This window comes from Microbulbifer maximicatervae (SeqCode) (assembly GCF_052467825.1).
Map to the genome: position 1 here is coordinate 3935918 of NZ_CP174327.1, position 14353 is coordinate 3950270.

At 51.4% G+C, this 14353-nt stretch carries 11 protein-coding genes; 1 reads left to right on the forward strand and 10 read right to left on the reverse strand.

Annotated features, from left to right (window positions below; translation table 11 throughout):
- The first annotated feature begins 196 nt into the window (after positions 1-196).
- Positions 197-1864, forward strand: a complete 1668-nt coding sequence (locus ACJJII_RS17575) for a BCCT family transporter (protein ID WP_444917123.1) — start codon at positions 197-199, stop codon at positions 1862-1864.
- A 55-nt stretch (positions 1865-1919) separates the two neighbouring features.
- On the opposite strand, the gene ACJJII_RS17580 is transcribed toward ACJJII_RS17575, so the two are convergent.
- From ACJJII_RS17580 to ectB, 10 genes are all read right to left on the reverse strand, one after another.
- Positions 1920-2633 carry a TorF family putative porin gene (locus ACJJII_RS17580; RefSeq protein ID WP_444913041.1) on the reverse strand — a complete coding sequence of 238 codons (714 nt, stop codon included), beginning with the start codon at positions 2631-2633 and terminating at the stop codon, positions 1920-1922.
- Positions 2634-2696: 63 nt separating this feature from the next.
- The gene (locus ACJJII_RS17585) at positions 2697-3914 is read right to left on the reverse strand and encodes a BCCT family transporter (protein ID WP_444913042.1); all 1218 of its coding nucleotides are present in this window, start codon (positions 3912-3914) and stop codon (positions 2697-2699) included.
- A gap of 123 nt (positions 3915-4037) precedes the next feature.
- On the reverse strand, positions 4038-5711 hold the full coding sequence (gene betA / locus ACJJII_RS17590) for a choline dehydrogenase (protein ID WP_444908328.1): 1674 nt from the start codon (positions 5709-5711) through the stop codon (positions 4038-4040).
- Positions 5712-5723: 12 nt separating this feature from the next.
- The gene (gene betB, locus ACJJII_RS17595) at positions 5724-7187 is read right to left on the reverse strand and encodes a betaine-aldehyde dehydrogenase (protein ID WP_444917124.1); all 1464 of its coding nucleotides are present in this window, start codon (positions 7185-7187) and stop codon (positions 5724-5726) included.
- 529 nt (positions 7188-7716) lie between these two features.
- The gene (locus tag ACJJII_RS17600) at positions 7717-9135 is read right to left on the reverse strand and encodes a sodium/proline symporter (protein WP_444908326.1); all 1419 of its coding nucleotides are present in this window, start codon (positions 9133-9135) and stop codon (positions 7717-7719) included.
- A 67-nt stretch (positions 9136-9202) separates the two neighbouring features.
- A complete protein-coding gene (locus ACJJII_RS17605) occupies positions 9203-10120 on the reverse strand; it encodes a TPR end-of-group domain-containing protein (protein ID WP_444908325.1) in 918 nt (305 codons plus the stop codon).
- Complete coding sequence (locus tag ACJJII_RS17610; RefSeq protein WP_444897279.1) at positions 10105-11535, reverse strand: aspartate kinase; 1431 nt, start codon at positions 11533-11535, stop codon at positions 10105-10107. The genes ACJJII_RS17605 and ACJJII_RS17610 overlap by 16 nt, the downstream gene beginning before the upstream one ends.
- 62 nt (positions 11536-11597) lie before the next feature.
- Positions 11598-12515, reverse strand: a complete 918-nt coding sequence (gene thpD / locus ACJJII_RS17615) for an ectoine hydroxylase (protein ID WP_444917125.1) — start codon at positions 12513-12515, stop codon at positions 11598-11600.
- 24 nt (positions 12516-12539) lie between these two features.
- Complete coding sequence (locus ACJJII_RS17620; protein WP_282932786.1) at positions 12540-12944, reverse strand: ectoine synthase; 405 nt, start codon at positions 12942-12944, stop codon at positions 12540-12542.
- Between the two features lie 111 nt (positions 12945-13055).
- Positions 13056-14351: a diaminobutyrate--2-oxoglutarate transaminase gene (gene ectB, locus ACJJII_RS17625; protein ID WP_444917126.1), complete on the reverse strand. Its 1296-nt coding sequence runs from the start codon at positions 14349-14351 to the stop codon at positions 13056-13058.
- Positions 14352-14353: the final 2 nt, after the last annotated feature.

A 14353-nucleotide genomic window follows, 5' to 3' on the forward strand; every position in this document is an offset into this window, starting at 1 on the left:
TAAATCAGCACTCAAAAGGATGCTAATCACGTCATGCCAGCGGTTGGTAAATGGCAGTGCAGTGCTCGCCTTAAAGATTGGCGTCTTTAGTTTCAGCAACTTTGTTCCGGCTGGTCAAAAAATAGCCAGACTGTAATTGATTTAGCTCCCAACTCCTTCCCGTTTTGTAAGAACATCTTTTCAGAAGGAACCCTTGTTGAATAAGGGAACAAAGGATCTCATAGACAAGCCCACCTTTTGGGGCTCTTTTGCATTGCTACTAGTGGCGACAGTGCCCTTGATCCTCTTTCCCGAGGCGGGTTCTTTATGGTTATTGGCAGCTAAAGATCTGGTAACAGAGAAGTTGGGGGTCTTTTATCTCCTGCTTGGCCTAGGTGCGATGTTATTTGTGCTGTATATCGCCTTCAGTGATATCGGCAGGATAAAGTTGGGAGGGGGGAAAGAGGGCCCCGAATTCTCAACTCTATCCTGGGCTGCCATGTTGTTTTCTTCCGGTATTGGCGCCTCTATTTTGTATTGGTCGATGGTTGAATGGATCTACTATTACCAACAGCCGCCGTTCCAGGTTCAAGCAAGCTCAGCTGAAGCTGCGCGCTGGGCAGTTTCCTACGGTATCTTTCACTGGGGGCCACTGGCTTGGTCTATCTATCTAATCCCCGCACTACCAATTGCCTATTACTACTATGTGCGTAAACGCAAGGTTCTCAAGTTGAGCCAAGCGCTCGCGCCAGTATTGGGTGATTGTAGAGTGAGCGGGCCGATTGGCAAGCTTATCGATACTTCTCTGGTATTTGGCATGCTAGGAGGTGCGGCTACACGGCTTGGTATCGCAGCGCCGCTGATTACTTTGGGATTGCACAAGCTATTTGGAATTCCTACTGGGGTGGGATTTCAGGTCGGGGTGCTGATATTTTGTGCGCTATTGTTTGGTTATTGTGCTCTTGTCAGGGTAAAGCAGGGCTTTAGCGTTCTATCAAACTTTACAATTTTTCTCTCGCTTGCCTTGCTGCTCTTCGTGTTTATCGCAGGGCCGACACTATTTATGCTCAATAGTGGGTTGGATTCCCTGGGTAGAGCGTTGCAGAACTTCTTGCAAATGGCCACTTGGACTGAGTCCTTCTCTCATTTTAAACAGTTCCCCAGTACTCGCTTCCCCCAGGACTGGACTGTCTTCTATTGGGCTTGGTGGTTGGTTTTTGCTCCGAGTATTGGCTTATTTATTGCGCGTATCTCCGGAGGGCGGACTATCAAGGCGATGATTCTTGGGTCACTATTTTTTGGAACTTTTGGCTGCTTCTTGTTTTTTATGGTGCTAGGCAACTACGGCGTTTACTTGCATTTTTCGGGCGAGCTGGACTTGGTGCAAATACTGAATCAGCAGGGGGCCAATACCGTGATCTTTGCCGTTTTGGATATGTTGCCCGCGAGCCAGTTAGTTGTGTTGCTGTATACGCTGATCGCACTGGTTTTCACGGTCATTACTTTTGACTCCATATCTCATATTCTTGCCGCAGTTGTGCAGAAAGAGGTTCATGGCGAGCCGCTTCGGTGGAATCGAATTTTCTGGGCCTTCGCGCTGGCAGTAATGCCTATTGCTTTGTTGCTTATTGGCGGGCTGGAAGCATTGCAGGCGGCAAGCATTATCGCTGGTGTCCCTTTGCTGCTAATTGCCCTCTTGCTTTGTATCTCAATGGTTAAAGTTGCACGGCATGACTTGAATTTACACCCAGTTATCCTTGAAAAGGAAATTGTTTTGGTAGGGGTAGCTGAGGAAAGTGCCTGGAGTGGAAATGCTGAATCAGGGCAAGTTGTGATGAGATCTGCAGAGGAGATTAGCGGGGGCGGAAAAGAAGAAGCGCCTTAAGAGCAGACTAGTAAGATATGCCGGGGCTGTCTAAAGCCCCGGCTGCATTTATAGTTTAAAGACTAAAAGTGCGGGCAACAGAGAAGACAATTCGCTCGTCAGCAGTGCCCACGTCGAGATTGGTATTCTCGGCGGCAACATTGAAATCAAAACCTTCCAGGGAAGTCATATACTCCACTCGGTAGTGGTTGTAAGATTTTTTACCATCCCAGGTCCATTTGTCTTTATTGACGCTAGTAGAGCGGTCAACACTGAAGCGAACGTTGTGACCTTCTGCAAACTCAAAGGTATGCGCCAGCATCATAATGTAATGACCACCGCCCGTGCCAAAGTAATCCCAGCTATACCAGCCATTGACTTCTGATTCGCCTAGAGCAGAGCTGTAGCCAAGCTTGGCATAAGCTTCCGGATAGGCGTAGTCATTAGAGAGATCATCATCGCCGTGATAGGTGTAATAGGCGAGTCCTGTGTCCAGGCTTACTTTATCGGTAAGCTGCATGAACTTACCTGCGTAAAAATCCCACTCCAGGTTGGTATCGTCTTCTTCACCGAAGTCTACGTTGGAAGCCCAGGTGCCGATATACCAGCCGCTATCAAAACCGTAGTCCAGACTGGCTTGCAGTGCTGGGTCGTTTTGAGTCTGGCTGACACCATTAAAGGTGTAGTCAGTAGTCAGGTTAACAGTAGAGGACAGCTCTGCCTGGGATTGTTGGGCAAGCACCAGCAGGGAAGCACAGGTCAGTGCAGAAAGTTTCAAAGTTGATTTCATTGTTCAATTACCACTTATTTATATTTTGTAGCCCCCGCCAAACCAGGCGGGGGATTTCAACAGTTAGCTCGCCAGTTCGATCTTGCTAAAGTCGATCTTGTTTTCTTTAGGCGAGGAGTCGATAGCTGCTACCGCCCTGAAGCGTTTCACCAGGATGTAACCCAGGCAGCAGAAGAAAATGCCAATTACCAGGGCGCCGATCCACTGGATTTGCAGGAAGTTGAGCTTGAACAACAGGGTGAGCAGGCTCATCGCAACCAGGTTCAGGACGAAGTATTTCCACTTGCCCAGACGCGCAACAGTCATACCCAGGTTGTCGGTGTACAGGCGAATCAGGGAGTCCAGCGAGTTGATCACGAAGGTAATGCCCACAATGACCATGGCCAGGTTGTAGAAGCCGCTGGTATCTAAGCCTTGGCTGGAGTAGTAGTAGAGCACGGTGAACCAGAGCGCGATGGGGATGGATGGGAAGATCAGCATCGCCGCCAGCACTTGGTAAGTGCGCAGGCCGCCCACAAAGCGGGAGGTAAACTGGCCAATCATAATGCTCCAGGCAAACCACCAGAACAGGTAGAACTCGTGGTAGTCATTCAGCGGCAGCACGAACTGGTGGATATTACCGAAGTAACCGCCGAGCAGCGCAAAGGTGGAAGCGAAGTCGCCAACGCTACCGTTCTCACCGGTAAAGGCGCCTACCCACATTACCGCGATCAGGCCAATAAACATCCAGGTAGTCGCCAAGCTGAGGAAGCGCACATAGCGCAGGCTGGTGGATGAGTAGACCGCAGCGGCGATCACGGCAAAGACGATCAGGTAGAAGGTGCCAACAATGGTTTCACCATCGCCAACCTGTGGCAGATACCAGGGCAGGTTGCTAAGCAGCAGGTAGGCGGTAAACGCGCAGGTACCGATAATCACCACGTTGTTGATCAGCTTTACCAGGCCGATCTCAAAGAATTTAACTTTGGGCTCGATAATGCAGAAGTAAAAACAGGTGAGGAAGTAGAAACCCCAGATCAGGAAGGCCCAAAAACCAAACTCAATCGCGAGTGCGTTGGTGAAGCCGTATTCTGGGTTTGCGGTTAGGTCTGCATAGCCACCGAACTCGGTGAGGGGGAACATGATCAGGCCTACATCGAGGCCGGAGGTGAAAAGGATCGCTATAAAAGTGAAGGTTTTGACCGGGGTCACCCCGACCATCTTCACATTTCCCCATTTAATCAGCGAGAAAATTATTGCCGTGAAGGTAAATAATAATCCCGCAGAAAGCCAAGCTGTCATGCTGAGTCTCCAGCTAGTTATTGGTATGCCGGCGCCCCTCAAGGGCGTTGCTGTGCGAGATTTGAGTATCCCCGTCGTGTTTGAAGGGGGCAGTCAAATCTCTGCCAGAGCGCCGACGAAAAATCAGCTAACTGAGCGCGCAGGGCGGCCAGGTCGCTGAGTGCTGGTAGCTTTGGTCGCTACCGGTGCCTCGGAGGGCGCCAATACTGGGCGCCCTAAAATCAGGTCAGCAGCCCGCTCCGCCACCATAATGGTGGGCGCATTCAGGTTGCCGTTGGGAATGGTCGGAAAGATGGAGGAATCTACAACTCTCAAGCCCTGCAATCCGTGTACACGGGTTTCCGGGTCTACCACTGCCATTGCATCAGTGCCCATCTTGCAGGAGCAGGATGGGTGGTATGCACTCTCGACGGATTCCCGTACGAAAGCGTCAATTTGTTCATCAGTCTGGATATCGGTGCCGGGCTGGATTTCATCGCCCCGGTACTCGTCGAAAGCCGGCTGATTGATAATCTCGCGAGTTAGTCGCACACAAGCACGGAAACCCTCAATATCCTCTTTCTCCTGTAAATAATTAAACAGGATGGAAGGGGATTGCTTGGGATCACTGCTCACCACTTTGACTCTGCCGCGACTCTTGGGCTTGTTGTGCCCGATATGCACCTGGAAGCCGTGGCCGTCGAAAGCTTCGCGGCCGTCATAGCGCATGGCTGCTGGCAGGAAGTGATATTGCAGGTCCGGCCACTCCACATTTTCTTTGGAGCGAATAAAACCGCATGACTCGAAATGGTTGGTGGCTCCGAGACCATCCTTCTTCAGTATCCAACGAGCGCCGATCAGGAATTTATTCCACGGATCGAGCTTGCCATTCAGGGAAATCGGTTGGTTGCAGCGGAACTGGAAATAGAACTCCAGGTGGTCCTGCAAGTTTTGGCCGACGCCGGGGAGTTCGTGTTGGAGTTCGATACCGGCTTCTGCCAGTGTGTCGGGATCTCCGATTCCGGAGAGCTGAAGAAGGTGAGGGGAGCCGATGGGACCTGCGCTGAGGATGACTTCCTGCCGCGCCTTGAATTCCAGGATCTTTCCCTTGCGTTCAAGTTTGATTCCGACTGCCCGTTTACCTTCCAGAATCACCTTATGCACAGTGGCGTGGGTCAATACCGTCAAATTGGGGCGCTGCATTGCCGGCTTCAGGTAAGCGTTGGCGGTAGACCAGCGCTTACCATCTTTTACCGTCATATGCATGGGGCCAAAGCCCTCTTGCTGCTCACCGTTGTAATCTGCGGTGTAGTCGTAGCCAGCTTCTTTGCCAGCTTCGATAAAGGCTCCATAAAGGGGGTTGGCCATTTCATTGCCGTTATTGACCCCCAGAGGACCTTCGTCGCCACGGTAATCGTCACCGCCGAAAGCCCAGGTCTCAGAGCGTTTGAAGTAGGGTAGGCAGTGGGCGTAGTCCCAGCCTTCGGCGCCGTGCTGTGCCCACTCATCAAAGTCTTTGGCGTGCCCGCGCACGTAAACCATCCCGTTAATCGAGGATGAACCCCCGAGCACCTTGCCTCTGGGGCAATGCATGCTGCGGTTGTCCAGGTAAGGCTCTGGCTCGGTCATAAACTGCCAGGCGTACTTCTCAGTATTCATGGGGATGGACAGCGCGGTGGGCATCTGGATAAAGATGCTGCGATCGCTGCCTCCTGTCTCTACCAGGAGGACTTTTTTATCTTCCTGGGCAGACAGGCGGTTGGCCAGAACGCAACCGGCAGAGCCGGCGCCGACAATGATGTAGTCAAACTCACTCATACAGGGTACCGCTTAAAATGGACTTTCCAGTGGTGCCAGGCCCACATACACCGCTTTTAGCTGGGTATAGTGCTTCAGGGTCGCAAGTCCATTTTCGCGTCCGATTCCGGATAACTTGTATCCGCCCACCGGCATTTCTGCCGGGGAAGCGCCGTAGGCATTAATCCAGCAGATACCCGCTTGCATCTGGTGGATCACACGGTGGGCGCGAGTGATATCACGGGTAAATACGCCGGCGGCCAAGCCCAATCGGGTATCGTTAGCGCGGCGGATCACTTCGTCTTCATCATCAAAAACCAGTACCGACATTACCGGGCCGAAGATCTCTTCGCGGCAGATGGTCATATCGTCATGACAGTCGGTGAATACGGTGGGAGCAACGAAGTAACCGTTAGGTGAATTTTCTGGTGAAAGGGTGTGACCGCCGCAGAGCAGGGTCGCGCCTTCCTCTTTACCCTTGCTGATGTAGTCCATTACCAGTTGCTGGTGCTTGGCAGAAATCAGGGCGCCGAAGTTGGTGTCCGGATTCATCGGATCACCGGCAATAATATTTTGCTCAACACGGTCTTTCAGACGAGCGAGGAACTGATCGTGGATGCTGCGGTGTACAAATACCCGGGTACCGTTGGTGCAGATTTCGCCCTGGGTGTAGAAGTTGCCCAGCATGGCAGCAGAAACGGCTTGCTCCAGGTCGGCATCATCAAAGATCACCAGCGGGGACTTGCCACCCAGCTCCATGGTAACTTCTTTCAGGTTGGAAGCTGCTGCGGCCATCACTTTCTTGCCGGTACCCACTTCGCCGGTAAAGGAAACCTTGGCGATATCCGGGTGGTTAGTCAGCCAGGCACCCACGGCGCCATCACCCTGGATTACGTTGAACACACCAGGAGGCATGCCCGCTTCAATAAAGATTTCAGCCAACTTCAAAGCACCTTTGGGGGTCTCTTCGGAAGGCTTGAAGATCATGGCGTTACCGCAGGCCAGGGCCGGGGCGGCTTTCCAGCAAGCGATTTGTAAGGGGTAGTTCCAGGCACCGATTCCGGCGCAGATGCCCAGGGGCTCGCGGCGGGTGTAGTAGAAGTCCTCACCGACTTGCTGCTGATTGCCTTCAATGCCTGCAGCCAGGCCGGCAAAGAATTCGATGGAGTCGGCCCCAGTCACTACGTCCACAACACTGGCTTCCTGCCAGGGCTTGCCGGTATCAGCCACTTCGATAGCTGCCAGTTCGTCGTTGCGCTCGCGCAACAGTGCTACTGCTTTCAGCAGGATGCGACTGCGCTCGACCGGCATCATCGCTGACCACTGGGCAAAACCGCGCTTGGCGCTCTCAATAGTTTCTGCCAGTACCTTTTCGTCGGCAACCTCAACCTGATAGCTGACTTCGTTGGTCGCCGGGTTATATACATCAAAGCACTCGCCGCTCTCATTCGACAGGTAGCGGCCGTCTACAAAATTCCGTTGTTTGTCCAGTGACATCTGTCTCTCCATACTGCTTTAACAGAGGGTCAGTCGGTTGTTCGTTGGCGATGGACTTGAAGGGCGCAATGGGCCGATCGTGAAGGTCCAGTCATCATAAAAAAGGGCCGGTCTGACGAAGACATTTGTCCCTAATCGTCAGATTCCAGCCCGGGCTCGATAGTCGTTTATCGAGCGATATGACACAAAATGTAACATATTTTTAATTTGAACTCTAACTGTTAGCACTCAATGCAACAAAGCTGGCGGATTCGTAGGAGGATTTATTTTTCAGCGACTACAGAGTTAATCCGTATTTTCAAGGGTTAAAAGTGGGCTGGGTTGGGCCAAAAATCTCATTTGAACTCTATAAAAAGCACTGTATGAATTTTGCTCAACCCGGCTATCTCGGGGTCAAGTCAGGTGCCCGAAAGGCGGGGACTTCGGGCGGCAGGAGATAGGATTTGTCGCTTTTGGGGGAGGAGGCTCTAGCTGGTGAAGGTCTGGCAGGTGGGGAGGCTCTACCTCCCCAGAATTACGTTGAGTGAATTTAACTGTTTGCCTCGCGTAAAGTGGAGGTTTGGCGGTTCAGGCTGGCCAGATATAGCACTGCTAACCCAGCTGCAATACCCGGCAATCCCTCATAGATCACGCCGTGATACCCCAGTAGCCGCCAGGTAATCGCTGCTGTAAAGCCGATAATCACTGCTGCGATAGCGGTTGCCTGGGATGGCTTACCCCCAAAACACAATACGAGGAGTAGGGGGCCAAATGCGCTGGCAAGTCCCGACCAAGCGAAAATAACCAGGCTGAACACACTTTGGCTGTTGGCGAGCGCCAACAGCAATGCGCCGCCAGTTATCGCAACTGTGACAAGCTTGAGAAACCAGGTTTTTTCAATCTTGTGCGGAAGAATATCGTGGGTAATGGCTGCGGAGCAGCTGAGAAGCAGGGAGTCTGCGGTGGACATGGTTGCGGCAAAGATACCAGCCAGGATCAGCCCAACAAAAACAGGGGGCAACAAATCCATAGCCATGGTGGGAAGAGCAAGCTCCGCATCAAAGCTCCCTGTGTCAGCAATAAACACTCTGGATAGCAGGCCGACCCCGGTGGCCATACAATAGAAAAGGATGAACCACAGATAGTACCAGGCCCTTGCCCGGTTCATCTTGCTGGAATCCTTCAGGGTCATAAATCGAACCATAACGTGGGGTTGTCCAATCACAGACAATCCAGCAAACCCCCAACTGATCACAAAGAGTATCACCCCGCCCCAGCCCGCAAAGGCGAGCCCCTCGGGAAACCAATGGGTAAAACCTTCAATAGCCTGCATTTGTATCGCCGCACTGGTGATGCCACCCAAGTTGGCAAGGGCGACGGCTAGAAGTGCTGCCATAGCCCCCATCATAACGATGGATTGGGCCGCATCAGTCCAAATGGACGCGCGGATGCCGCCAGCTAAACAATAGAGGCATACAAGCACAGCTCCAACTACAGCACCGGACCAGAGAGGCCAATCCAGCAGTACGTGCAGGGCTTTGCTGCCGGCAACCATTTGGGCAGAGGCATAAGTTAGTAAAAACAGCAGGGAAATGATGCCGATCAGGCGCTGCAGGGCTGAGTACTTCTGTCCGTGCCAGTTACTGAGAACACCTGCGTAGCTGACTTCACCACTTGAACTGGTAGCGGTCCTCAATCGCTTGTGTACATAGAGGGAAGCCAGAAAATCACCGGCAATCCACCCCACCATCAACCAGATTGAGGCCAACCCAGTGGTGTAGGTATAGCCGATAACCCCGATAAACATATAGCCGCTATTGTTCGTTGCCACGGCAGACAACCCCACCAGCCAGGGGGAGACACCACTGCTGGCAAGGTAATAGTCGGCTTTGGTTTGACGGCTGAACATCGCAGAAGAGAGGCCGACCAGAGTGAACAAAAGTAAAAAACCAAGAAATGAATAGATCATCGGCAATCCTATTATTTTTATCCCGTATTATTTTATGGGTTGGTCTTCAGAGGTTATCCGAATATTTCTAGCTCCCCTTGCCACCACTTTGCGGCGAGGGAGTATTGGCAATAACCTGGTCGAGTTCCTCAAATACTTCACTTTCCGCTAGAGGCTGTAAGGCACTATCAACCAGAATTTCATCGCGGTAGCTTTCCCGCCTTTTAATGGCTTCCGCCAGATAACGCAGCGCTTCATCAAATTGACCCATGGCAGTATGGGCGCATGCCAGTTGGTAGAAGGCATGGCTGTTATCTGGATCAATACCCAGGGCCTGGTGACAAAGATTGGCGGCCCACTGGGGTTCATTGAGCTCCAGCACTGCATCAGCTTTATAGGTAAGGGCTTCTACATCCTCGTGGCGGAGGCGCAAAATCTCGTCGTAAATGGCAATTTTATTGGCCACTGAGGATTCCTGTTGAGCGCGCAGCCACAGGGACTGTACTTCCTGGGTTAGCTCGATTTCCTCGCGGTTTTCTTCAATATGTTGTGTTTTCTGTTGAAGCTGCTTCTCTATAACTTCCAAGCGCTTTTCGTATTCCTGGACCAGCTTTGAGATCTCCTCATCGGCCAGGGAGTGTACCCGCTCTTTAATGTCCTGGAATGACCGCCAGCCAACTAAAACCAAAATTGAAGTGGCGGCGGCTATCAAGTAGAAAAAGTAGGTAACCGTATCGGTTGCGTAGGCTACGGCTCGATCGACAGAGTTGTGTTCACGATCGACAATTTGCTGGATCAATTCCTGCTTGGCATTAGCCTGATCGATTCGCAGCTGCTTAATTTCGTCGAGCATATAGCGCTCGACGAAGGGTGTGTACAAGGGCTTCTCAAGGGTGTCGACCTCGCTTTGCGCACTGTCTTTTTTCTTTTCTTCCGCTTCCTGGGAAATAGAGGTGGCGGAAGTAAATAAAAAGAGCAGGGCACAAAGGCTCAGGATGCGAGGCATATCGCCGTCCCGTGATTGTAAATTTCTACCAGTGCCTCGTGTAGAGTCCGAACGGCTGCGTCATAGTCTGGCTCGTTAACGATGAACTGCATATCCACATGACGCAGGGACTGGTGCATGGCGAGCACGCGGATATTGCTTTTGGACATCGACTGCACCGCTTTGGCCAGCACGCCGGGGATTTGCATATCGCTACCGATGGCTGAAACTATGGCGACTTTGCGCTGGTTCAGTTCGGCTTCGGGAAAATGCTCTTCCAATGCAGCCTGAATCCGCTTGATTGTTTTCAAGTTGGTGGAGAGGAAGTGGGTAAGGGTATTGGCATTAGTGTTTTTGGAAATAATATGGGCTTTGAAGCGCTTGATCACCAGTAGCACTTCGCGATCATAATCGTGGATGCTGCCCGCCATATCCTGGTCAAACAACTCCAGGGCGTAAACCCCTTTACAGCCAGCAATAATTTCCACTCGTGGAGAGTCGCTGATGTAGTCACCAGTAATCAGGGTGCCGGCGTGTTCGGGCTCGAAGGTATTTTTCACCCTGAGAGGGATATTTTGTTGGCGCAGCCCCTTGGCGGCTTTGGGGTGAATCGCTTCCATCCCCAGGTTTGCCAGTTGGTCGGCCACATCGTAGTTGGTGCGGCCGATGGGCACTGCATTTCCCTCTCCCACCAGGCGGGGGTCTGCACTGCTCAGGTGAAACTCTTTGTGAATCACCGCCTCCTTTGCCCCGGTGAGGACGGCGAGACGACTGAAAGTCATCTCGCTATAGCCCCGATCAAACGAGATCAGTAGGCCCTTATCGCTGTGGGCATAGCCGGTAACAATAGGCAGCTGTTTGCTTAAGTCGATGGTGGCAAAGGCATCCCGGATACGCTCATCCAGGGGAATGTGCTTGTTGGTGCGCCAGCCAGTCAGATCGACAAAGCAGGCATTTACTCCATCCCGCTGCAACAGTTTCGAAGTGTTCCATGCGCTGTGGGCCTCGCCGAGGCTGGCTAACATCTCCCTTACCGTGCCCAAGTGGGCGTCAAGGGAGAAGTGGCCGTGCTGACAGAGGCTTTGCAGGTCTCTCAGGCATTTTTTCGCGCTCTCCAGCCTTTCATCCAAAAACAGGTTCGCTTCCGCGAGAAGATCGCCATGTCCGAAAAGACGCTCGTTGATTTGCCGCAGTGCTGCCCGAAGCTCATCAAACTTAACCAGCCAGCTATCGTCCTCAATGCTGCTGGAGAAGAGGGCATAGATACCTGGTTGACCACTTTTCTTGTGTTCTAGAAGCAAGTCAGTAATACCGCCGTAGGCAGAGACTACAAAAACACGATTGTAGATCCCCTTGGAGTCACCTTTGATAATATTATCCCGGACCGCTTCGTAGTCCGTCATAGAGGTGCCGCCAATCTTTTCTATCGTATGCATCGTCTCTTACTGGTCCTTCTTTCTCTTAAAAACTGGGTGAGTGCTTTGAATTGAGATTTGCTTCAGATAGTAGAAATTGATTTCCTCGCACAGATGTATTCCGGCCTGGGAGGCAAGCCGCAAAACGGAGCCTCCACCTTGTTGCTCAGGGCATTAAAAACAAAAAACAAATTAGACCTCGGGTCGGGGCTGATATTGCTGCTGGAGCCATGCATTAAGTTACAGTCAAACACAACAATGCTGCCGGGCTTGCCTGTAATAGCTGATATTCCGCCATTGGATACCAGGGACCTCAAATGGCTATCTGAGGGAATACCAAGTTCTTGCTTTTTCAGTGAGCTGAGGTAGTTCCGTTTTGGTGTTTCCCCATCGCAAGCAATGTAATGGTGGTGGGACTTGGGAATCAGCATCAATGGGCCATTAAAATGATGATTCTCTGTTAAGCTAATGGAGATGCTGAGTGCCCGCATACGGGGCATGCCGTCCTCGACATGCCAGGTTTCAAAATCGGAGTGCCAATAAAAATCTTTCCCGCGAAAACCAGGCTTGTAGTTCGCGCGAGACTGATGGATATAAACCTCATCACCCAAAATACATTTCGCAATACTTGATAGCCGCTGATCCCTGGAAAGCTGGTTAAAAATTTGGCTGCTTTTGTGGATACGAAAGACTGAGCGCACTTCGTTACTTTCAGGCTCGGTGATAATTTCTTCCGACTTGTCAGTGTGACCGCGTTGTTTAATCTCCGCCAACTCTTGCGTAAAAAGGTTAATCTCCGCCTGGGAAAACATATTCTCCAGTACAACAAAGCCCTGTTCTGCATAGCGCTTGAGTTGCGATGGTGCCAGTGGGGGGAGGGACTGGCAGTCCCCATACACAATTGGATCTTTGCGCACCCTGGTACCACCCAGAAGGCCCGGTTTTCGGGAGGGGTAGCAGTCTTCCCTGGTAACACTTGAGCTATCTGGAAGGTACTTCATGGATACTGCCCTATGACTGACTAATTATTCATCAATCTTGTCAGCCTCAAGTTCGTAGGCTCCCTCAGCATTGTGTACTTCCTTGCCATTCAAAGGGGGGTTAAATACACAGGCCATAGTCATTTCTTCAAAGGCTCTTAAAATGTGCCGGTCATGCTTATCGAGAATATAGATAGTCCCAGGTTCGATAGGGTGCTTCTTGCCATCCTCAAGAGTTTCTACCTCACCTCTGCCGGAAATGCAGTAAACCGCTTCCAAATGGTTTTGATAGTGCATTTGGAAATCAGCATCTGCATAAATAGTGGTGATATGGAAAGAAAAGCCCATTTCATCATCTTTAAGCAGGAGTCGGGTGCTCTCCCAGTTGCTATCCGGTGAAACAACCCGGCGGCCGGATTTTTTAGCTTCCTGTAAACTTCTGACAATCATTGGTATTTCGCTGTTTCGTGTGTATTCGAGTCTGGCTGGTCAGCAATATTCTTAGTTTGCAGCCCGCGCAGTTGGATCTTTTGCGTGAACCTTTTCAGAGGCCCTTAAAGTCTAGCAGGCTTCAAAAAAGACTCTTTCCTCAGGCATATCCCGCTCTCCGGCACAGACTTCCCGGATAGCGGATTCAATAATGTCGATCCCTTTTTTAAGGTTTTGATCGGTGATAATCAGTGGGCAAAGGAGCTTAACGATCTGGTCATCGGCTCCGCTGGTTTCAATAATCAGCCCCTGCTTGAATGCGAGTTTGGTGATTTTTCCTGCAAGTTCGCCGCTGATGCAGTCGATACCCTGAAACATACCCCGGCCTTTAGTGGTGAAATTGCCCTCACCATATCGGCTGACAATTTCATTCAAACGCTCGGAAATGTATTTGCCCTTGCGTTTAATCTCCCGTGAGAAGTTTTCGTCAGACCAGTAATGATCGATAGCGGCTTTCGCAGTTACAAAAGCCAGATTGTTGCCACGGAAAGTGCCGTTGTGCTCACCGGGCTTCCACTGATCCAGCTCTGGTTTCATTAGCACCAGCGCAAATGGCAGCCCATAGCCACTAAGGGATTTGGATAGCGTAATGATATCGGGTTCGATACCGGCCTCTTCAAAGCTGAAAAAGTTGCCCGTGCGGCCGCAGCCAGCCTGGATATCATCGACAATAAAAAGTAAGCCGTGTTTTTTGCAGACGGATTGAAGGTTTCTTAGCCACTCGATACTGGCCGCATTGATACCGCCTTCCCCTTGAACTGTCTCAACAATCACTGCTGCGGGAGAATTAATACCGCTGCTGGAATCTGAGAGGACTTTATCGAGGTATTCTGTGGTATCGATATTTTTGCCCAGGTAGTCGTCAAAGGGCATGCGGTGCGTACCATTGAGGCTGACACCGGCAGCATCCCTGTGATGCGAGTTGCCGGTGGCGGCCAGCGAGCCAAGGCTTACGCCATGGAAACCGTTGGTAAAGGTGACGATGTTCTGCTGCCCGGTTACATTGCGGGCAATTTTCATCGCAGCCTCTACCGCATTCGTCCCTGTCGGACCGGTAAACTGCACCACGTACTCCATATTCCGCGGCTTGAGAATTTTCTCATTCAGTGACTGTAGGAATTCACCCTTGGCCCTGGTGTGCATGTCGAGGCCGTGAGTAATTCCATCGGCCTCGATGTAATCTTGCAGTGCCTGCTTGAACAGCGGGTTGTTGTGCCCGTAGTTGAGCGTGCCGGCACCCGCCAGGAAATCCAGATACTGATTTCCCTCCTCATCCCACATCAGCTCGCCTTTTGCGCGATTGAAGACTCGCGGAAAGGAGCGGGCATAGCTTTGCACTTCTGATTCAATCTCATCAAAGATCTTCATGA